The sequence below is a fragment of the Porcipelethomonas ammoniilytica genome, assembly GCF_025567485.1.
GTDB classification, from domain to species: domain Bacteria; phylum Bacillota; class Clostridia; order Oscillospirales; family Ruminococcaceae; genus Porcipelethomonas; species Porcipelethomonas ammoniilytica.
The window spans coordinates 33,159-52,976 of sequence record NZ_JAOQKH010000009.1 but is presented as its reverse complement, the minus strand read 5'-3'; the positions used below and the strand labels follow the sequence as shown (position 1 = coordinate 52,976).

Below are 19,818 nucleotides of genomic sequence, written 5' to 3'. Positions count from 1 at the left end.
AAGATACTGATATTCTTCCGGCGATAACGGCGGTATCAGTGTTTTATATTCCTTTTTTATTCTCATTGGTTTCACTTCCTTCAATTGTTCATTGGTTTTTTCCTTTTAAAATTGCACTTCCATGCTTTTTACTTTAGACATATCCAAGTCTGGATAAACGAATTTAATCATTGCTTCGCAAATTCTTTCTGATAATTTAGCCTGTTCTTCGGGTGAATGAATTGGAATTCGACAACTAACAATAGCGCCGCCATGAGTTTTTAGTTTTGCGATTTTGAAACCATCAATTATTTCTTCACTTAAAATTTCATAATCTTCTGTTCTGTCACATAAACTCATAGTTTCTTCTTTTTTGTTCATTAAAGCCACTCTCCTTCATTTTATATGATTTCTTAATTACTTTTTTTACAATAACTAATAATGATTCCCTTTCATCCGCTTGACACATAGCAATAATTATGCTAATATGTACAAAAGGGGTGATAAAATGAAAATTAACGATACACTTAAGAAATTACGAACCGCAAAAAATTTAAGTCAAAGTGATATGTCTAAAATCTTAGAAGTCAGTTTAAGTTCTTATCAAAAATATGAACGTGACAAAAACAGTGTAACACCATCTTTAGATGTTCTTATAAAAATAGCAGATTTTTATAATGTATCTGTCGACTATCTTCTTGGGCGCAACACAGAAGTTGAAATTGATCCAATTGAAATTCTTGCATTTACCGCAAACTTTACTGAACTCGAAAAAAACTTTTTAAGCCTTTATGTCAGCTTTAATCGAGAAGAACGTATTCAATTTCTAAATAAACTTTCCAAAAATTTAAAATCAGTCATTTCTAAAACAGAAGCCGAACTGAAAAATAATTGATTGACATGCTGACAGTCTACGCTGCCGGCTATTCTTTCAGCATTTCTTGTATTGCACTAAGAGCGGCCGCTTCAATCTTAGCAAGTTCTCCTAAATTTTGTTACTCAGCCAGCTTGGCTAACGCTTTTTCAATATCGTCATTTAATTTCATTAAAATCACATTCTTCACTCTTTTAATAATATGTTGCTATTGATTGTCCCCTTGCATTTTATCGCATACCAACATTTTCCCCTTTACACTGATTCGGTTTCTTTTTTATTGACATGTTTCACCATTTATCCTATAATTGAATTAGAAGGGTGGTGAAATTAATGCTAAGTATTATTGTTGATATTATAGGTATTACTGGTTTTATTCTTTCTATTATTAATGTTTTTTGCCATTACATTTCTAATCGAAGAAGGATAACCATTTGTTTTGGCAAATATGCTTTAAATGAGTTTGATAGAAATAACAATAAAGAATTACTTATTATACGATTTAAAATAGCCAACCTGTCACAAATGCCAATTTCAATAACTCGTATCCAAATTTTAGTTAATGAAACACTTTTCGATAGTGATGTCAGACCACATATTGCAGAAGAATTCACTTGGTCACATGGCGGTAAGCCATATCATAGTGTAGTAATTGAATCTAAAACACTTCCAATAAACATTAATTCTCTGGGTGCGGAATCTGGATATATTGCTTTTGTAGTTCCTCGAGATAAGATTTCAGATTTTGAAAAAGCTCTGAATTTTCGAATCTGCACCAATCGAGGTAAGGCAGTTCAAAAGACATTCTCACTACACGAGGACGTCCGAATATAGATTTGTCTTCAATATTAATTATTGATTGTTGACCAATAGGAAGATGTTCCATATTTTTATTCTCCTTCAAAAATTTATAGTAATTAAAACTGAAATTATTGATAAAAAATATTAAGAATTTACTCTTCAAATTGATCCTGTGTCAATTCTTTAAGCATACTTAAACTTTTTACATCACCTTGCTGTGCCTTATTTATCAATTCTGCGGCAATATAAGCTGACAACCCTTCTGCACTTATTTTCTTAGGTGTAGCCAATCGGAACTTTACTTTAGAAATCTGCTGACCTTGTAACGCAACTATAAGGTCGGCTATTTCTTTAGGTTCTGTTTCAATGGTTATTTTCATATCTTTCACCTCCTACGCTGATTTGGTTTCGTCGCTAATTCTAAAAATTTCAGGGCTAATATTAATAGCCGTACAAATTTCCAGAAATTCATCAGCCATTAATCTTCTTTCTTTTCTCAAAATTTTAGAAATAGTATTTGCTGGTATTTCTGTTTTTCTGCTTATGTGCGCTTTGGTAATACCGTTATTTTTTAAATACGCATTAAAATAGTCTATAATCTGATTAGTAGACATAAATTCACGACCTTTCTTTTTTTGTTCAATCTATGTTTTTTAGATTGTATCTATATTATACACTACGTTTTTTAGAATGTCAAGCGCTTTTGAAATAAAAAATCTATTTTTTTTAGATTTTTTTATTGACACGAACCCAAAAACAGTATATAATATAGGTATAATCTAAAAGGAGTTATTATATGGGAAGAGAGCAAATTTCAAAGGCCCTAAAAAGATTAAGGGAAAATACTGGGTTAACCGCCGATGAAGTTGGAGCATTAGTTGGTAAAAGTGGAAAAACCGTAAATGCATGGGAAAACAACAGAGGGCAACCTGATGCTGAAATGTTAATTAAATTATGCGATGTATATAAAGTAAACAATATTTTAGAAGAATTTAAAGGTGCTAAAATAAACAATGAAAACAGACTTTTTGATTCCGACAGGCAATTATTGCTTAAATATCACATCTTAGACCCTCATGGTAAGAAGATAGTTGATTTTATTCTAAACGAAGAATACGAACGTTGCACAGCGTCTAAATAAAATCTACCCCCATTATATATTGTGTGTATTTACCAATATTATTGTCACATTTTGCTAAAAATACCTTAAAAAATTATTGTAATATGCGAATTGTAAAATATTATCACATATAGTATAATTTTAATATATTTTTATATTAAAGGAGTATGACTTTATGAAAAATCCGACTTATTTACGAATGATACTTACGTCGATTATAATGTTTTTGGGAATGATTATTAATTCATGGGGAGTTAGAATTATATTAATTGTTGGTGTAATTGTACTAATTATTTTACAATTTAAATACGACAAGCAGTTATATGATAAATGTCAGTTGATAGATGATGCAGAAGTGTGTAAAAAGGAAGCCGAAAAGATAAAAAACGACGCTGAAAAATTAAGAGAAGAATATAATAATAAAATACACTCTGTTGATGAAAAAACCAAATCAATTATAGAAGATTGTAAAAAAGAGATTAAAACAATTGCTAATGAAGCTAATAAAAAAGCTACTAAATTAGATGCTGAAATAAACAAATTACAGGAAGAGTATAATAAATTAAATGGTGAATACATGTATGAAGTATCTAAATTTATTATTTCAGATAACATTACGTCAGAGGAATATAAAAGCAAGTATAACTTATCTGTCTTAAGAGAAAAAGATATAATAAAAGATGGAAGAGCTGTTAATATAGATTTGTATGATAAATTAGAATTAAAAAAGCAAATTGAAAATGATGCAAAACAATTGCTTAGATGCTTCAATTCCGAAACAGCATCTATTCTTTTAGCTCTAACAGTTAAAAATATCGATTCCTCAAAAAATAAAATTATGCGTTGCTTCGAAACGTTAAATAAACTATTCTCTACTGATAAAGTCTCTTTATCTAAAAAAATTTTAGAGATAAAATTAGAACAAGCCGATTTAATGTACGCTTATCAATATCAAAAAGAACAGGAACGTTTGCAGCAAAAAGCTATCCGTGAACAAATGGTAGAAGAAGAAAAGGTCAGACGTGAAATAGAAAAGGAAAAAGTAAAAATTGAAAAAGAAGAAAAACAGTTTCAAAATGAAATTGCAAAGCTTATGGGATATATGCAAAAATCCAATGAAGCAGAAAAACAATTGTATATTGATAAAATACGTGAACTAGAAGATAAATTAAAAAAAGTTGAAGCGGATAAAGAAAATGTTCTCGAACGTGAACAAAATACACGAGCTGGCTACGTTTATGTAATAAGTAATATAGGGTCGTTCGGTGATGATGTTTATAAAATTGGTATGACCAGACGTTTAGAACCAATGGATAGAGTAAAGGAACTAGGAGATGCAAGCGTACCATTTGAATTTGATGTTCATGCGATGATTTTCAGCGAGGATGCTCCTGCTCTTGAAACAATTTTACATAACACCTTTAAGAATAATCAGGTGAACAAAGTAAATCCTCGTAAAGAATTTTTTAAAGTTAAGCTTGATGATATTGAAAAAGTTGTTAAAGAAAACTTTAATGCAACTGTTACTTTTACAAAAGTTGCGGAAGCAGCTCAGTATCGTGAAAGTTTAAGGATTGATAAAGAATATGCAGCTGTTTGAGAGAGGAACTGTAACGATGTTTTTTGATGTGAAAGATTTTGATGTAGAACAAATAAGGCAAATTATATATAATAAATTTAAAAGCAAACCAAAAAGTGAAATTAATTTTAATATGAGCCACGATTATTCTATGGCTTGTTTTGTTGATGATTTGTTTTTTATAACCGATGACCACTTTGTCCCAAGATTGATTTACCAACCGTTATCCCTCATTAACGCCTGTACAATTTCATTTGATAATTCACTAGCAATATGTCAGACAGCTAATAATCATGAAAACAATGATGATAGCGGCGCTTTTGCCCTAATAGATGTGAACCATCAGAAATTAATTGGGAAAAGCAAACTCGTAACTGGGTGGAAACATTTAACGCATTTATTCCTTGATTCTGAAAAAAAGATTTTTTATTGCTATTATGATGGAATACAAGTAGGCTATGATTTTAATTTTAATCCCATTAATGAATCACAAGTGGCTTTATATAACAAAAAATTCGGGTATAAAAAAGCTCAAAACATAAAAGATTCAAGACCCAAATGGAAAAAAGAGCTTGACGCACGTAATAAGGCAAGAGCCGGAATTAATGAGGACACTATTAAATGCGATTGGCTTAAAAATAAAACTGTTGAAGAAAGAAAAAAGTATTTCCGTTCAGAAGAACGTTGGAAATTATTTGAAAGTGGAGTAATTAAAGACGACTACGACTTAGAAAAACTATACAAAACCATAGATACCACAGATGGTGTAAGAAAAGTATTTAAAACACTAAATGAATTAAAAGAAGAAGGAATTATAATGAGCGAAAAAAGTGATGTAACCGCTAAGGTAAAGAATGCCATATTAAAGGCAATGGATCATCTTAAAAGTATAAATTAAAAATGCTCCTTACAAGTTATGAATCATGACCCCTCCCCGACTTGGTCGGGGAAATTTTTTTATTATTAAGTAAATGTTGTTTTGCACAAAAAAGCAAAAATATAATTGTACATTTTGCTAATTGATACGTATTTTAATACGTGGTATAATATAATCAAGAGGTGAGGATATGAAAAGTTATTCTTCAAGAGAAGTTTTGAAAATGCTTATAGCCGATGGTTGGTATGAGGTCAATTGTGAAGGTGACCACCACCAATTCAAGCACCCCGAGAAATCGGGACGAGTTACATTAACTCACCCACGAAAAGACATTCCTATAAAAACATTAAAAAGTATTTCAAAACAATCGGGGGTTAAATTCAAATAACCCCCGTATGAAAGGAGTTTTATATGAAAGATACGTATATTTACCCAGCTGTTTTTGATATTTCTAATGATGGAATTTCTATTGAGTTCCCTGATCTGCCAGGCTGTTTACCGTGCGCCGACACCATTGAAGAAGCATCTAAAAATGCTAAAGAAGCTTTAATGCTTCATATTTTTGGAATGGAACAAGATAATGAAGATATTCCAGATCCTACGCCTTTTACGGAAATAAAACTTGAAAACAATCAAACTATAATGCTCGTTGAAGTATATATGCCATCATTTAGAGAAAAGCAAAAAGGTAAAATTGTTAAAAAAACGCTTACTATCCCTTCGTGGTTAAATGCTGAAGCAGAACATTATGGCTTAAATTTTTCTCAGGTTCTTCGTGAAGCCCTTGAAAATCGTCTTCATATAGACTAAGACGCAGTCCCCGATTAATCTCGGGGAATTTTATTAGATAAAATGCAATTCATAACAACACGACCTTTCGTCAAATTTTGTCGAATCCGGATTACAGTTATTATTATACTCAGCTTTTTTTCAATTGCAATAGTTTTGGCGTATCTGGTATTGTTTTTGGCGTGAATGACACAAAACGTAATAATTCAGTAATAAACAGCTAGTTTTCAACAGACAATATGCCTAAATTCAAACAACAAAAGTTGTGCATTATAACATTATTATTTTTGTAATATCCATAATATGTCATAAAAAGGAGGAAAATATGAGCGGACAATACGCTATATATTTAAGAAAATCTCGTACAGATGCCGAAGCCGAAGCAAGGGGTGAAGGAGAAACACTAGCAAGGCATCGACAAACTCTTTTAGAATTTGCACAAAAGCATTCTCTGCACATAGTTAAAATATACGAAGAAATTGTAAGTGGAGACAGCATCGCATCCAGACCAGAAATGCAGTATCTGCTACAAGACGTTGAATTAAAAAAATACACAGGTGTGCTTGTTATGGAAATAGAACGTCTTGCACGAGGCGATACTATTGATCAAGGGATAGTGGCTCAAGCATTTAAAAACTCTGAAACTAAAATTATAACGCCTATTAAAACTTATGATCCTAATAACGAATTCGATGAAGAATACTTTGAGTTTTCTCTCTTTATGTCTCGCCGTGAGTATAAAACTATTAAAAGACGTATGCAAGCTGGTCGTCTTGCTTCTGTTAAAGAAGGAAATTATTTAGGTCAACGAGAACCATACGGATACCGAAAGGTTACGCCGGAACCCAAAGTGCATACTCTCGAAGTTGTGCCGGAACACGCAGAAGTAGTAAAAATGATATTTGATATGTACCTTAAGGGATATGGCGGTAGAGCAATTGCAAGAGAACTTAACAAGATGGGAATAGCACCGCAGAAAAACCAACTTTGGGGAGCTCCAAGTGTCAAGAAAATTTTATCAAATCCAATTTATATAGGCAAAGTCAGATGGCAAACAAAATCAAGCGGTGACACTCTATACGAAGGAAAACACGAATCCATTATTCCAGAAGATGTATTCGAAAAAGTTCAAATTAAACGTGCTCATAATGCTGCTGTGCAATTACAGCAAGATCAATCGCTAAAAAATTACTATAATAAAATTCTATATTGTAGTAATTGTGGACACCAGATGCGGAGACGTTCAATCAACGGAAAAGAACACATGCTATGTACTTATCCACAATGCAGTGGAAAAATAGTAAGCTCAAAAATAGAAAATATTAACGAAGCAGTTTTGTCATCAATGAGATATCGAATAAAAGAACTGGAAGAATTACGGTCTAAAAAAACAGTTAAAAAAGAAACCTCAATTAAGCCAGATAAACAGAAACTCTTAGTCGCAGAGTCAGAAAAAATAAAAAAACAATTAGATAAGCTTCACGATTTATTAGAGCAAGATGTATATGATATCAATACTTTTTTAACACGTTCAAAAACGTTAAATGAAAAACTTGAAAATATAAATAATCAGATTAAGTTGCTTGAATCACACACAGAACCTGCAAAGCGATCTGCAGAAGAAGCTATTACTAAATTAAATTATGTGATTAAACATTTTGAACAGGCTACTGCCGAAGAAAAAAATATGCTTTTAAAAAGTGTTATCCGCAAAATCAATTACAAAAAAACCGTTCGAATGTGTTATAGAAAAGATATCTCTGATTTATTTTTAGACATTGATTTTCTATAAATTATTATGTACAAGTGGGATATAAGTATTTCTTTTCATATTGCCACATTAATTAGCGCTCCTTTCCCATGGCCACGGTTCCTGAACCCATGTCCATTTATTTCGGCTCTGCACTTGTTCAGTAGTAAGAGGGCCGTAAAGCTTATTATATTCTTCTACAGCAGCTTTTCTTAATTCATTATATTTATGATAGTATGCCAGACCATCCTGACAGTCAGGATGAGTATCAAGATAAATACGAATTTCATCAAGTGCAAATCCATACATCTGGATCACTCTGAATAGTTTTTCTTTAGAATTCATAAACATCCCTCCTCAGGAGCCAATGGAAGATCCAGTTCAGGGAAAATAGTACCTCTTTCAAACGCCTTTTCTTCATCGTAAGTCTGACCCCACTGCTGAAGCGGAACATAAGCCATTGCAAGCGGCGTATGCTCCGGAAATCTGGGTCTTGACATCATATTCGGCATATCATTTGGTTCATGCTTACGCATCTCAGGTTCAAAACGAATATTATCAAACATACTGAAATCCAAATTTAATTCCTCCTTATGCATATTTTGTATAGCTATGCCATACACTATTATATTATGAAATTTTTTAATTTTTGTGAACTTGACATTCAGAATATAATTATGATAATATTATAAAAAAAGAGCAAAGGATGTTGAATATGTTTATTGCAAATGAAAAAAGATACGATAAAATGCCCTACAGACACGTAGGAAAATGGGGATTAAAACTGCCTCCTATATCTCTTGGAATGTGGCAGAATTTCAGCCATACCGACAATCTGGAAAATATGGAAAATATGTGCCGTACCGCTTTTGACAACGGTATTATTCACTTTGACCTTGCCAATAATTACGGTAATCCATATAACGGTTCCGCAGAAGAAAACTTCGGAAAGATTCTTAAAAGAGGTCTTTGGCATTACCGTGATGAAATTTGTATTTCAACCAAGGCAGGATACGATATGTGGCCGGGTCCTTACGGAGCTAAACACGGTTCACGTAAATACCTTACCGCTTCTCTTGACCAGTCTCTTAAGAGAATGGGACTAGATTATGTTGATATTTTTTATCATCATATTTTTGATCCGGAAACACCGCTCGAGGAAGTTGCACTTGCACTGGATAATGCTGTAAAGCAAGGAAAAGCCCTATATGTAGGAATTTCAAATTATAATACAGAACAAACCTCTAAAATAAAGAAAATATTTGATGAACTGAAAACTCCGTTTATTATTAATCAACCCTCGTATTCTATGCTCAACAGATGGATTGAAGAGGACGGACTCAAAGATTACGCTTACGAAAACGGCTTGGGACTTGCCGTATTTTCCCCTCTTGCACAAGGTCTTCTTACAGATAAATATCTGAAAACAAATACCGGTTCCTCCAACCGTCCGTGGATGAAAAGCCAACCCGATGAAAATACCTTGAAAAAACTGAAAAAACTTAATGAAATTGCTGCAAACAGAGGTCAGAAATTGTCACAAATGGCACTTTCCTGGGTTTTACGTGATGATAAGATCACAACTGTTCTAATCGGTGCAAGCCGTCCGGAACAAATTACTGAAAATCTTCAGGCAGTATTTAAAACTGATTTTTCTCAAGAAGAATTAATGGCAATTGAAGATACTTTATAGATTTATCAATATGTGAAAACTAAAATAATACTGCCTCGGTTTATGCGTTCAGCACAAATCGGGACAGTACAATCTAACAAGTATTTTTAATACTAAACCGGACAGATAAACTGTCCGGTTTTCTTTACTTATTCAATGCAGAACTTAAACAACTGCTTCATGCTTACGAAAAATCAATTCGTTTTTAAGTTCCTTTATCTTCACAGTATAGGTAATAAGCAAAACAACATCTGCAAAAATCCATGCAACCGGACTTGCTAAACATACTGCTGTATATCCTATTGAAGATACAAACAAGATCGCTACAAGAGATCTCGCTGCAAGCTCGCTGACTCCTGCCAGCATCGGCAGCATACTGTATCCCATGCCCTGAAGTGAATTTCTGATAATAAACAGTACTCCAAGAAACGGATAGAACAAACCGTTTATTCTTAAATAATACACTGAAAGATCAATTATTTTTTGTATATTTTCAGAATCAGCCGTATTTTTGTCAATAAACAAAGTTGTCAGCGCTCCACCTAAGAATGAAACTGCTGCGCATGCCGCTACACAATAAACCATTGTCATTGCAATACTCTGACCAATTCCGACAGTAATTCTCGAATACTTTCCGGCTCCTCTGTTTTGTCCGCAATAGGTTGCCATAGTTATACCCATGCTTTCCATAGGTCCCATAGCTACGGTCTGAATCTTTATTGCAGCTGTCATTGAAGCTACTGCTGTTTTACCAAGCGTATTTACAGCAGACTGTAAAATAATAGAACCGATAGCTGTAATAGAAAATTGCAGCGCCATAGGTACTCCTATTACAACAAGTTTTTTCATTTTTTCCAAATCCGGTTTTAACTCAAATGAATCAAATCTTAAAATATCATAATTTTTTATAGTATAAAAAAGACACAGCAACGCAGAAATTCCCTGAGATATAACAGTCGCAAAACTAGCACCAAATACTCCCCATTTAAATACTATAATAAAGGTGAGGTCTAAAATTATATTCAGTACAGAGGATATTCCCAGAAACACCAACGGCGTTTTACTGTCTCCCAGTGCACGAAGAATTCCGGAAAGCATATTATAAAATATTGTAGCGGAAATACCTGCAAAAATTACTATAATATACCGGTAAGCATCATCATAAATTTCCTCAGGGGTGTTTGTTATACGCAGAATCGGTCCGGTCAGGAGCATAGTTGAAACAGTCAGTATAATAGACGCAATAACGCTTAAATATATAGAGTTTGCCACATATTTTCGCATTTGTGAGTGATTCCCTGCACCAAAGCTTTGAGCCACCGGAATGGAAAATCCGCTGCAAATTCCAAGTGCAAAACCGATTACAAGAAAGTTTATAGCGCCTGTAGAACCTACAGCGGCAAGTGCGTCAACCCCTACATATTTTCCAACAATAATAGTATCAACCATATTGTAAAGCTGCTGAAAAACATTACCGAAAATCATCGGCAGAGCAAAGCTTAAAATCAGTTTATAAGGTTTGCCGGTCGTCATTTCTTTAGTCATAGACATATTGCATTATCCTTTCTTGAATATTGTAATTTTTTATTTTTTATGATAAAATAAAATCATTCTGAATTTCTATTATGGAGGTCAACCATGGAAGATTACAGCCATGAACAGATTCATTACCAGACAGATACCGGTATGCTTCTTGAAATTGTTGAAGTTTCCGGACATTCCGTTTCTAAGCACTGGCACAACGGATTTGAAGTTATTTTTATTTTAAGCGGTTCAATGACAGTTAATATAAACAATAGAGATTATAAGCTTCAAAACGGAGGGTTTGCAGTAGTAAATTCCAAAACTATTCACTCAACAGTCTGCCGCGGAACATGCAAATATCTTCTCATTCAGATACCCTATGAAACAATAAAAAAAAATATTCCCGATATTGATATAATCATGATAAGATGTATATGTACTTCAGAAGAAAATACAATAGGTAACTTCATAAAGATCCGTAATATACTTACAAAACTGAAAATGCATTATGAATCCCCAAGAGACTGCGGATATCTGCTTATGCTTAACAGTCTTATATATAACCTGCTTTATCATCTTGTTATAAATTTCAAAACCAGCATAGATCCTGTCATGAAAGAGAAAGCTGACAGAAACATTCAAAGACTTGGAGTCGTTCTTCAGTATGTCCGTCAGCATTATGCCGAAAATATTTCGCTGAATGACGCTGCACACATCGTTGCTCTTAACAGGGAGTATTTTTCAAGGTTTTTTAAAAGATACATGGGCATGACTTTTATGGATTACGTTTATGCCATTCGTCTTGAACATGCTTATTACGACGTCATCAATACAGATTTTCCTATCGGCAGTATTGCAGATCATCACGGCTTTGAAAAAAATTACAAGCTTTTTGTCCGCAAATTCAAAGAACAATACGGCTGCTCTCCCGGAGAGAAAAGGAAGCAGCTTAAAGGCTCCTGATATCCTCGGCATAACATGTATAGTATAACAGTATCCAACTGTTTTTGCAATAGCAAATCATGACGACTATATTGTACAATATTGACTTCTCTTACGCTTTTTGAAAAAAGCTTTGCAAAAACTTTTATTTCGTCTTTAATTTAATGTTACATTTTTTATAAGGCTCGACAAGTAAATAAATATAAAAATTTAAGGCTAAAAAAGCTTTGCAAAAACTTTTATGCCGAATTTAATTATCTGGAAGCGCTTTCTAAAAACTCGCAAAATTACTTTTGAAGATACTTTATAAAATTAAAGCCGTCGATATTAATCGGCGGCTTTATATTATATAGAGATCATTACATTACTTAATAACCCTAACCTTAATGATTCCGTCAACAGAACTCATCTTATCAGCAACAGCGTCTGTAACATCACCGGCAATGTCAAGCATTGTATAAGCATAATCCTTCTTACTTGCATTAACCATATTGTCAATGTTCAGACCGGCTTCACCAACTGCAGAAGTAATCTGAGCGATAATTGTCGGAACATTCTTATGAAGGATACAAACCTTTGTACCGGTTGCATTCATAATCGCATTAGGGAAGTTTACACTGTTTTTGATATTTCCGTTTTCAATATAATCAATAAGTTCATTAGCTGCCATAACTGCACAATTATCTTCACTTTCAGGAGTTGAAGCTCCAAGGTGTGGAAGAACAATAACGTTATCAACGCCGAGTACAACATCATCAGCAAAGTCTGTAACATACTTTGCAACTTTACCGTCTGCAATAGCCTTAACTACTGCTTCACTGTTTATCAATTCACCTCTTGCAAGATTGATAAGACGTACTCCGTCTTTCATCATAGCGATCTGTTCAGCATCAATAGTATTCTTTGTGTCAGGAGTATAAGGAACATGAATAGTAATATAATCACTTGCTGTATATATTTCATTGATATCAGTTACAACCTTTACTGACGGATCAAGATGAAGAGCGCCGTTAACTGACAGATATGGATCATATCCAACCACTTTCATTCCAAGATCAACAGCAGCGTTTGCGATTTTTCCGCCAATTGCTCCCAGACCAATAACACCCAAAGTCTTGCCAAGGATTTCAGGACCTGCAAATTTAGACTTACCGCCTTCAACTGTCTTTGGAGCGTCAGGAGTACCCTTAAGAGATGCAGCCCACGCAGCAGCTTCGGTAATTTTTCTTGAAGACAAAAGCAGCGCACATATAGCAAGTTCCTTAACTGCGTTAGCATTAGCTCCCGGACTATTAAAAACAACTATACCGGATTCAGCGCACTTATCTACAGGAATATTGTTTACCCCTGCACCTGCTCTTGCAATTGCAAGAAGATTTGAACCAAATTCCATATCGTGCATCTTAGCAGAACGAACCATTATTGCATCAGGATTTGAAACTTCTTCCCCTACTGTGTACTTGCTGCTGTCAAACTTATCAGTACCGACAGCGGCAATTTTATTTAAAGTTAAAATGCTGTACATAAAAAACATCTCCCTTATTATTTTTATAATAATTTACCTGTTGAACCATAAATTTTCTGCAAAAGTAATTTTGCAAGACTTCAGAAACTGTCTTAAATCAAGTTTGCCCAGTATAAAAGTTTTTACCCAGTTTTTTTCAATTTTTTCTTTAATTCTCTGCAAAAGTAACTTTGTGAGTCTTTAAAAAGCATTTCAAGATAATTACATTCGGCATAAAAGTTTTTGCCCAGCTTTTTTCAATTTTTTCTTTAATTCTCTGCAAAAGTAACTTTGCGAGTCCTTAAAAAGCATTTTATGATAATTACATTCGGCATAAAAGTTTTTGCCCAGTTTTTTTCAATTTTTTCTTTAATTCTCTGCAAAAGTAACTTTGCGAGTCTTTAAAAAGCATTTCAAGATAATTACATTCGGCATAAAAGTTTTTGCCCAGCTTTTTTCAAAAAGCTGGTTAAGCGTTTTCAGCTTCAAATTTCTTCATAAATTCAACAAGCTTTTCAACGCCCTCGATAGGCATTGCATTGTAGATAGAAGCTCTCATACCGCCAACTGTTCTGTGTCCCTTAAGATTTTCAAAACCGGCAGCCTTTGCTTCCTTAACAAATTTAGCATCCAGATCAGCGTCGCCTGTAACAAAAGGAACATTCATAAGAGATCTGTCCTTAGGTTCAACAGTACCCTTAAACAGCTTGCTCTGGTCAAGGAAATCATAAAGGATAGCAGCCTTCTTTTCGTTGTGAGCCTTCATAGCTTCAAGACCGCCCATCTTCTTGATCCACTTGAATACCTTACCGCAGATATAAATACCGTAGCACGGAGGAGTATTGTAAAGTGAATCAGCATCAGCCTGAGTTTTCCACTTGAGCATCGTAGGAGTACCCTCTAAAACGTCATCACTGATGAGATCCTCACGGATAATTGCGATAACAACGCCGGCAGGACCGATATTCTTCTGAACGCCGCCGTAAATAACGCCGTATTTAGTAACGTCAACAGGCTCTGAAAGGAAGCATGAAGAAACGTCGGCAACCAAAGTCTTGCCCTTAGTATTAGGAAGTTCCTTGAACTTTGTACCGTAAATTGTATTATTTTCACAGATGTAAACATAATCAGCGTCTTCCGGAATATCAAGATCGGAACAATCCGGAATATAAGAGAAAGTCTTGTCAGCAGAAGAAGCAACTGCAACTGCTTCACCGTAAATCTGTGCCTCCTGATAAGCCTTCTTAGCCCACTGACCTGTAACTATATAAGCTGCTTTTTTATTTTTCATAAGATTCATAGGAACAGCTGCAAACTGCTGAGAAGCGCCGCCCTGAAGGAACAGTACCTTATAATTGTCAGGAATATTCATAAGATCACGGATATCCTTTTCAGCGTCCTTGATAATTTCATCATAAGCCTTTGAACGGTGACTCATTTCCATTACAGACATTCCTGTACCCTTATAATCAAGCATTTCGTCTGCTGCTTCCTTTAATACTTCTTCAGGAAGTACGGCAGGACCCGCACTGAAATTATATACTCTGCCCATTGTTAAAACCCTCCAAATTTATATTAGTTTAAATTCTATACCTTTATATTATACTATTTCAGCGAATATAAGTCAATAAGAAAAATAGTGTTTTTTTCACAATAATTTATTTTTTTGTTACTTTTGCTGTTAAATCGTACATAATTAATCTGTGAAAAAGTAAGGCAGTCTTTCGACCGCCTTAAAATATTTTATTTTTCTGCAATAACTTCGACTTCAACAAGAACGTCCTTGGGAAGTTCCTTTACTGCAACACAGCTTCTTGCCGGCTTTGAAGTAAAATATTTTCCATAGATACCGTTAAATGCGGCAAAATCGGACATATTTTTCAGAAAACATGTTGTCTTAACCGCCTTGTCAAAGGAGCTTCCTGCCTGAGTCAGCACCGCCTCAAGATTTTTCATAACCTGCTCTGTCTGTCCTTCAATATCTGTAGCTTCAACAGTATTTGTCGCTGGATTGATAGCTATCTGACCTGAAGTGAAAATCATATTACCGGTAACGATTGCCTGTGAATAAGGACCAAGAGCTTCCGGTGCGTTTGATGTATAAATAATTTCCGCCATTTTTATAACCTCCGTCATGTTATTCTACTATTTTAAAACCGGCGTCTGTAAGATTTTTTCTGATAGCCGTTATGTGTTCAAAGTTTCTTGTTTCAAGAAGAATTCTGAGATAGCATCCGTTTATGTCCGAATTTTCACTTGCTCTTTCATGATGGATCGCAATGACATTTCCGCCAAGATCTGCAATTATTCTTGAAACATCACGAAGCTGTCCGGGTTTGTCTATCAACTCAATATTAATAGAATCTGAACGCCCTGATTTGAGAAGTCCTCTTTTTATTACCTTTGAAAGTATAGTAACGTCTATATTTCCGCCTGATACAAGACATATAACCTTTTTTCCCTTAACCGGTACTTTATTGAACATTGCCGCCGCTACCGATACAGCGCCTGCTCCTTCTGAGATAAGCTTATGCTGTTCGATAAGAGCCAGTATAGCGGAAGAAATTTCGTCATCGCTTACTGTTACTATTTCATCTACATATTTTTTACAAAATTCAAATGTGTGTTCTCCCGGCTCTTTAACTTTAATACCGTCTGCGATAGTTGCAACATCGTCAAGACACTCTATCTTACCATTTTGAAGAGATTCAACCATACTGGGAGCGCCGCTTGCCTGTACTCCGTAGATTTTTATTTCCGGTCTTAACTGTTTTATTGCAAATGCAACGCCTGAAATCAGACCTCCGCCGCCTACAGGTACGATAACGGCGTCAGCGTCAGGCAGCTGCTCCAAAAGCTCAAGACCGATTGTACCCTGTCCTGCAATAACGTTTTCATCATCAAAAGGGTGAATAAAGGTGTATCCCTTTTCGTCCCTTAACTGAATTGCTTTATTGTATGCGTCATCATAAACACCCTCTACCAGACAAACCTCTGCGCCGTATCCCTTAGTTGCCTCCACCTTGGAGATAGGTGCGCCGTCAGGCAGGCATATAAGAGACTTTATTCCGTTCTTAGCTGCAGCAAGAGCAACGCCCTGTGCATGATTTCCGGCAGAGCATGCAATAACGCCCTTTGACTTTTCTTCATCGCTCAGCTGAGATATCTTATAGTAAGCTCCCCTCACCTTAAAAGAGCCTGTAATCTGAAGATTCTCAGTTTTCAAATAAATATCACTTTCGGAATTGATTTTCGGTGCATGAATCAAATCGGTTTTTCTTATAACATCTTTGAGAACAAAACCTGCATGGTAAACTTTATCAAGAGTAAGCATATAAAAAATACATCCATTTCATTTAAATTTTGCTTTAAAGACAGAACATAAGTCTGCTAAACCACTTCAAAGCAATAATTTTCGTATCTGACAATACGTTTCCTTTTTAACGGAGGAAAACCGGAGCAGCTTAATTTCCTTAAAACCGGATTTCAGCCGTCTGCTCAGGGAGGATAATATTCCGAAGCCGTGTCTGCCGTATCTCATCAAAAACAGCTTTCTGTAAGACCGTAAAACGGATAAGTTCCCGTCATAGCATTTGCAGTATTCTTAAATTCAGTGTGCGGCAATCATTTTATCAATAAACTGTTTTGCCGCTCTTGCGGAACGTCCGCTTCTTCCTACTGCGAAGCGTTCCGCTTCTTTTTCAAGCTCTTCCTCGGACATGTCAAGACTGTTAAGCTTTGCAAGTCCCTTTACAATTTCAAGATATTCATATTTATTAGGTTTTGAAAATGTTATTCGCAATCCGAATCTTTCCGAAAGTGAAATAAGCTCCTGAACGGTATCGTTGCGGTGAACATCGTCCCCATCCCTGTCGGAAAATGATTCCTTTACCAGATGACGTCTGTTGCTGGTAGCATAAATTACAATATTATTTGCTCTTGCCGAAACCGAACCTTCAAGAATTGCTTTTAGAGCACCGAAATTATCGTCGTCTTTTGCAAAAGAAAGGTCGTCAATAAAAAGAATAAATTTGAGAGGATTTTTACTCAGACCGTCAATAATTTCGGGAATTTCCCTCAGCTGATCCTTACGTATCTCAATTATCCGCAGTCCCTTATCACGGAATTCATTGGCAATAGCCTTGACTGAAGAGGATTTGCCTGTTCCTGCGTCACCGCTCAGCAAAACGTTAGACGCAGGTTTTCCGTTAATAAGAGCCAATGTGTTATCTATGACCAGCTGACGCTGTTTTTCATAACCGATAAGCTGGGAAAGCTTTACTTCGTCGGGATATTTGACTGGAACAATACGGCTGTCCTTGACGATAAACATATAATATTTTGCATAAATTCCATAGCCGTAGCATTCTATATTATCAATTCTGTTTAGGTATTCTTTTTTGAAATCATAATAAGTATTGTCCCAGTCCGGAAGAAATCCGTCGTAGGCTATTTTGTCCTTTACCTGCAACGAAGTCATTTCAGCGATCATCTGCAATGATTCAAGCTCGCTGAACAGACATTCCTTCATCTTTTGACTTATTTCAAGTCTGTGGGCAGTTCTTATCATGTAAATATTTTCGTCCTCAAGAATGAGTGTGAGAATATATGAGCTTAGATCGTTATGATGACGGTAAAGATTTGAAACAAAGTCCGAATAAGCCTTGAGCTGTTTTAACGTATCATTATCCTCAAGGCTTTCCAGTAGTCTTTCCAGACTTTGAATAGTACGGCAGTTCATTACATCTCTGAAAATCACCAGAGAATTAAGTCTGTAATGAAGCTCCTGCAAGCTGTTTTTCACACCAATACGCCTCCGTTTATCAGAGCAGCTCTAATATCTTTGCTGTAACTTCAGTTGTAGAAAGCGGCTTAACGCCTGTATTTCCTGCAAGATCAGCCGTTCTGTAACCCATTTCAAGGAATTTGTCAACGGCAGCGTCGATAGCGTCTGCTTCTTTGTCAAGATCAAATGAATATCTGAGCATCATTGAAGCGGAAAGTATTGTAGCAATCGGATTTGCCTTGTTCTGACCTGCTATATCAGGAGCAGAACCATGGATAGGCTCATACATTCCCCTCTTTGTCGAACCCAGTGAAGCTGACGGCAGCATGCCGATAGAACCTGTGATCTGTGAGGATTCATCAGACAGAATATCACCAAACATATTTGAAGTTACAACAACGTCAAACTGTGCCGGATTCTTTACAAGCTGCATTGCCGCATTGTCAACCAGCATGTCTGTGCAGGTAACGTCCGGATAGTCTTTTGCGATCTCATGAACCGTAGCTCTCCAGAGACGTGAGCTTTCAAGAACGTTTGCCTTATCTATACTGATAACATTCTTATTTCTTTTTCTTGCAGTTTCAAAGGCAACCTTTGCAATACGCTCAATTTCCATTTTGCTGTAGCATTCCGTATCGTAAGCCTCTTCGCCGTATTTACCCTCTCTTCTACCTCTTTCACCGAAGTAGATGCCGCCTGTAAGTTCTCTTACCATCATAAGGTCAAAGCCGTTTTCAACAATATCGGGACGAAGCGGGCAAGAGTCCTTTAACGCCTTATAAAGCTTTGCAGGACGAAGATTTGTGAAAAGTCCCAGAGCCGCACGGATTCCAAGCAGAGCCTTTTCAGGACGCTGGTCACCGGGAAGATTATCCCATTTAGGACCGCCTACTGCTCCCAGCAGTACGCTGTCGCTGGCAAGACAGCCTTCAACAGTTTCATCAGGCAAAGGCTTGCCTGTAGCGTCAATTGCAGCGCCGCCGATAAGATACGGAGTAAAATTAAATGTATGACCGAATTTTTCAGCCGTCTTATTAAGTACTTCAACTGCGCTGTCAACGATTTCAGGACCGATTCCGTCGCCTCTGAGTAATGCTATGTTAAATTCCATTTGTTAGTCTCTCCTTATTTAAAGCTGCCGTTTTTGATTGATTCAACCAGTCCCCCGTTTGTTATAATCGACTGGATAAATTCAGGGAACGGTTCTGTTTTAAATTCCTTGCCTGTAGTTTTGTCTGTAATGATACCCTTGTCAAGGTCGGCTTCAACAGTATGACCTTCTTCAATTGCATCAACTGCTTCCGGGCATTCCAGTATTGCAAGACCGATATTGATAGCGTTTCTGTAGAAAATTCTCGCAAAGCTTTTTGCTATTACCAGGGAAATACCGCTTTCCTTTATGGCAATAGGAGCGTGTTCTCTGGAAGAACCGCAGCCGAAATTAAATCCTGCCACCATAATATCACCTTGTTTTACACGTCCTGAAAAGGTTGTATCAAGATCTTCCATACAGTGTGAAGCAAGCTCTTTTTTGTCGCTTGTATTTAAGTATCTTGCAGGAATAATAACGTCTGTATCAACGTTGTCGCCGTATTTAATAACTGTTCCTTCAAACTTCATG

General features: G+C 35.7%; 23 protein-coding genes. 10 read left to right on the top strand and 13 right to left on the bottom strand.

Going from position 1 to position 19,818, the window contains the following annotated elements:
* Window positions 1-105: 105 nt before the first annotated feature.
* On the bottom strand, window positions 106-360 hold the full coding sequence (locus tag OCV67_RS08495; RefSeq protein WP_147643552.1) for a hypothetical protein: 255 nt from the start codon (window positions 358-360) through the stop codon (window positions 106-108).
* Between the two features lie 127 nt (window positions 361-487).
* Between OCV67_RS08495 and OCV67_RS08490 the strand changes: the two genes are divergently transcribed.
* Together OCV67_RS08490 and OCV67_RS08485 are read left to right on the top strand one after the other, a co-directional pair.
* A complete protein-coding gene (locus OCV67_RS08490; RefSeq protein ID WP_178085059.1) occupies window positions 488-874 on the top strand; it encodes a helix-turn-helix domain-containing protein in 387 nt (128 codons plus the stop codon).
* A gap of 312 nt (window positions 875-1,186) precedes the next feature.
* The gene (locus tag OCV67_RS08485; protein ID WP_147643550.1) at window positions 1,187-1,687 is read left to right on the top strand and encodes a hypothetical protein; all 501 of its coding nucleotides are present in this window, start codon (window positions 1,187-1,189) and stop codon (window positions 1,685-1,687) included.
* 119 nt (window positions 1,688-1,806) lie between these two features.
* Here OCV67_RS08485 and OCV67_RS08480 read toward each other — a convergent pair whose 3' ends face one another.
* Together OCV67_RS08480 and OCV67_RS08475 are read right to left on the bottom strand one after the other, a co-directional pair.
* Entirely contained in the window at window positions 1,807-2,034 is a 228-nt protein-coding gene (locus tag OCV67_RS08480) for a hypothetical protein (protein ID WP_147643549.1), read from the bottom strand.
* 12 nt (window positions 2,035-2,046) lie between these two features.
* Window positions 2,047-2,268, bottom strand: coding sequence for a helix-turn-helix domain-containing protein (locus OCV67_RS08475; RefSeq protein WP_147643548.1), 222 nt, complete (start codon window positions 2,266-2,268; stop codon window positions 2,047-2,049).
* Window positions 2,269-2,450: 182 nt separating this feature from the next.
* On the opposite strand from OCV67_RS08475, the gene OCV67_RS08470 reads away from it, so the two are divergent.
* The 6 genes from OCV67_RS08470 to OCV67_RS08445 all read left to right on the top strand — a co-directional run bounded on the left by OCV67_RS08470 (window position 2,451) and on the right by OCV67_RS08445 (window position 7,811).
* Entirely contained in the window at window positions 2,451-2,795 is a 345-nt protein-coding gene (locus OCV67_RS08470) for a helix-turn-helix domain-containing protein (RefSeq protein ID WP_147643547.1), read from the top strand.
* 154 nt (window positions 2,796-2,949) lie between these two features.
* Entirely contained in the window at window positions 2,950-4,374 is a 1,425-nt protein-coding gene (locus tag OCV67_RS08465) for a DUF4041 domain-containing protein (protein ID WP_262644446.1), read from the top strand.
* Window positions 4,361-5,251, top strand: a complete 891-nt coding sequence (locus tag OCV67_RS08460) for a hypothetical protein (RefSeq protein WP_147643546.1) — start codon at window positions 4,361-4,363, stop codon at window positions 5,249-5,251. Before OCV67_RS08465 ends, OCV67_RS08460 begins: the two co-directional genes overlap by 14 nt.
* 169 nt (window positions 5,252-5,420) lie before the next feature.
* Window positions 5,421-5,618 carry a type II toxin-antitoxin system HicA family toxin gene (locus OCV67_RS08455; RefSeq protein WP_147643545.1) on the top strand — a complete coding sequence of 66 codons (198 nt, stop codon included), beginning with the start codon at window positions 5,421-5,423 and terminating at the stop codon, window positions 5,616-5,618.
* 23 nt (window positions 5,619-5,641) lie between these two features.
* On the top strand, window positions 5,642-6,040 hold the full coding sequence (locus OCV67_RS08450) for a type II toxin-antitoxin system HicB family antitoxin (protein ID WP_147643544.1): 399 nt from the start codon (window positions 5,642-5,644) through the stop codon (window positions 6,038-6,040).
* Between the two features lie 304 nt (window positions 6,041-6,344).
* Window positions 6,345-7,811, top strand: coding sequence for a recombinase family protein (locus OCV67_RS08445; RefSeq protein ID WP_147643543.1), 1,467 nt, complete (start codon window positions 6,345-6,347; stop codon window positions 7,809-7,811).
* Between the two features lie 48 nt (window positions 7,812-7,859).
* On the opposite strand, the gene OCV67_RS08440 is transcribed toward OCV67_RS08445, so the two are convergent.
* Together OCV67_RS08440 and OCV67_RS08435 are read right to left on the bottom strand one after the other, a co-directional pair.
* Entirely contained in the window at window positions 7,860-8,114 is a 255-nt protein-coding gene (locus tag OCV67_RS08440; RefSeq protein WP_147643542.1) for a spore coat protein CotJB, read from the bottom strand.
* The gene (locus OCV67_RS08435) at window positions 8,111-8,347 is read right to left on the bottom strand and encodes a spore coat associated protein CotJA (RefSeq protein ID WP_262644442.1); all 237 of its coding nucleotides are present in this window, start codon (window positions 8,345-8,347) and stop codon (window positions 8,111-8,113) included. The genes OCV67_RS08440 and OCV67_RS08435 overlap by 4 nt, the downstream gene beginning before the upstream one ends.
* 137 nt (window positions 8,348-8,484) lie before the next feature.
* Here OCV67_RS08435 and OCV67_RS08430 point away from each other — a divergent pair, with 137 nt between their 5' ends.
* Entirely contained in the window at window positions 8,485-9,462 is a 978-nt protein-coding gene (locus OCV67_RS08430) for an aldo/keto reductase (protein ID WP_147643540.1), read from the top strand.
* 144 nt (window positions 9,463-9,606) lie between these two features.
* Here the strand turns inward: OCV67_RS08430 and OCV67_RS08425 are convergent, their stop codons facing one another.
* Window positions 9,607-10,986 (bottom strand): MATE family efflux transporter, encoded by a 1,380-nt coding sequence (locus OCV67_RS08425; protein ID WP_147643599.1) that lies wholly within the window; start codon window positions 10,984-10,986, stop codon window positions 9,607-9,609.
* Window positions 10,987-11,079: 93 nt separating this feature from the next.
* Between OCV67_RS08425 and OCV67_RS08420 the strand changes: the two genes are divergently transcribed.
* Complete coding sequence (locus OCV67_RS08420; RefSeq protein ID WP_147643539.1) at window positions 11,080-11,928, top strand: AraC family transcriptional regulator; 849 nt, start codon at window positions 11,080-11,082, stop codon at window positions 11,926-11,928.
* 343 nt (window positions 11,929-12,271) lie between these two features.
* Here the strand turns inward: OCV67_RS08420 and OCV67_RS08415 are convergent, their stop codons facing one another.
* The 7 genes from OCV67_RS08415 to leuD all read right to left on the bottom strand — a co-directional run bounded on the left by OCV67_RS08415 (window position 12,272) and on the right by leuD (window position 19,817).
* Window positions 12,272-13,432 (bottom strand): phosphoglycerate dehydrogenase, encoded by a 1,161-nt coding sequence (locus OCV67_RS08415; protein ID WP_147643538.1) that lies wholly within the window; start codon window positions 13,430-13,432, stop codon window positions 12,272-12,274.
* A 448-nt stretch (window positions 13,433-13,880) separates the two neighbouring features.
* Entirely contained in the window at window positions 13,881-14,963 is a 1,083-nt protein-coding gene (gene serC / locus OCV67_RS08410; protein ID WP_147643537.1) for a 3-phosphoserine/phosphohydroxythreonine transaminase, read from the bottom strand.
* 191 nt (window positions 14,964-15,154) lie between these two features.
* Complete coding sequence (locus OCV67_RS08405; protein ID WP_147643536.1) at window positions 15,155-15,529, bottom strand: RidA family protein; 375 nt, start codon at window positions 15,527-15,529, stop codon at window positions 15,155-15,157.
* A 19-nt stretch (window positions 15,530-15,548) separates the two neighbouring features.
* Window positions 15,549-16,745 (bottom strand): threonine ammonia-lyase, encoded by a 1,197-nt coding sequence (gene ilvA / locus OCV67_RS08400; RefSeq protein WP_147643535.1) that lies wholly within the window; start codon window positions 16,743-16,745, stop codon window positions 15,549-15,551.
* Between the two features lie 276 nt (window positions 16,746-17,021).
* On the bottom strand, window positions 17,022-18,215 hold the full coding sequence (locus OCV67_RS08395; protein ID WP_147643534.1) for an ATP-binding protein: 1,194 nt from the start codon (window positions 18,213-18,215) through the stop codon (window positions 17,022-17,024).
* 19 nt (window positions 18,216-18,234) lie between these two features.
* Window positions 18,235-19,308, bottom strand: a complete 1,074-nt coding sequence (gene leuB / locus OCV67_RS08390) for a 3-isopropylmalate dehydrogenase (RefSeq protein ID WP_147643533.1) — start codon at window positions 19,306-19,308, stop codon at window positions 18,235-18,237.
* A gap of 14 nt (window positions 19,309-19,322) precedes the next feature.
* Window positions 19,323-19,817 (bottom strand): 3-isopropylmalate dehydratase small subunit, encoded by a 495-nt coding sequence (gene leuD, locus OCV67_RS08385; protein WP_147643532.1) that lies wholly within the window; start codon window positions 19,815-19,817, stop codon window positions 19,323-19,325.
* Between the last annotated feature and the right edge of the window lies 1 nt (window position 19,818).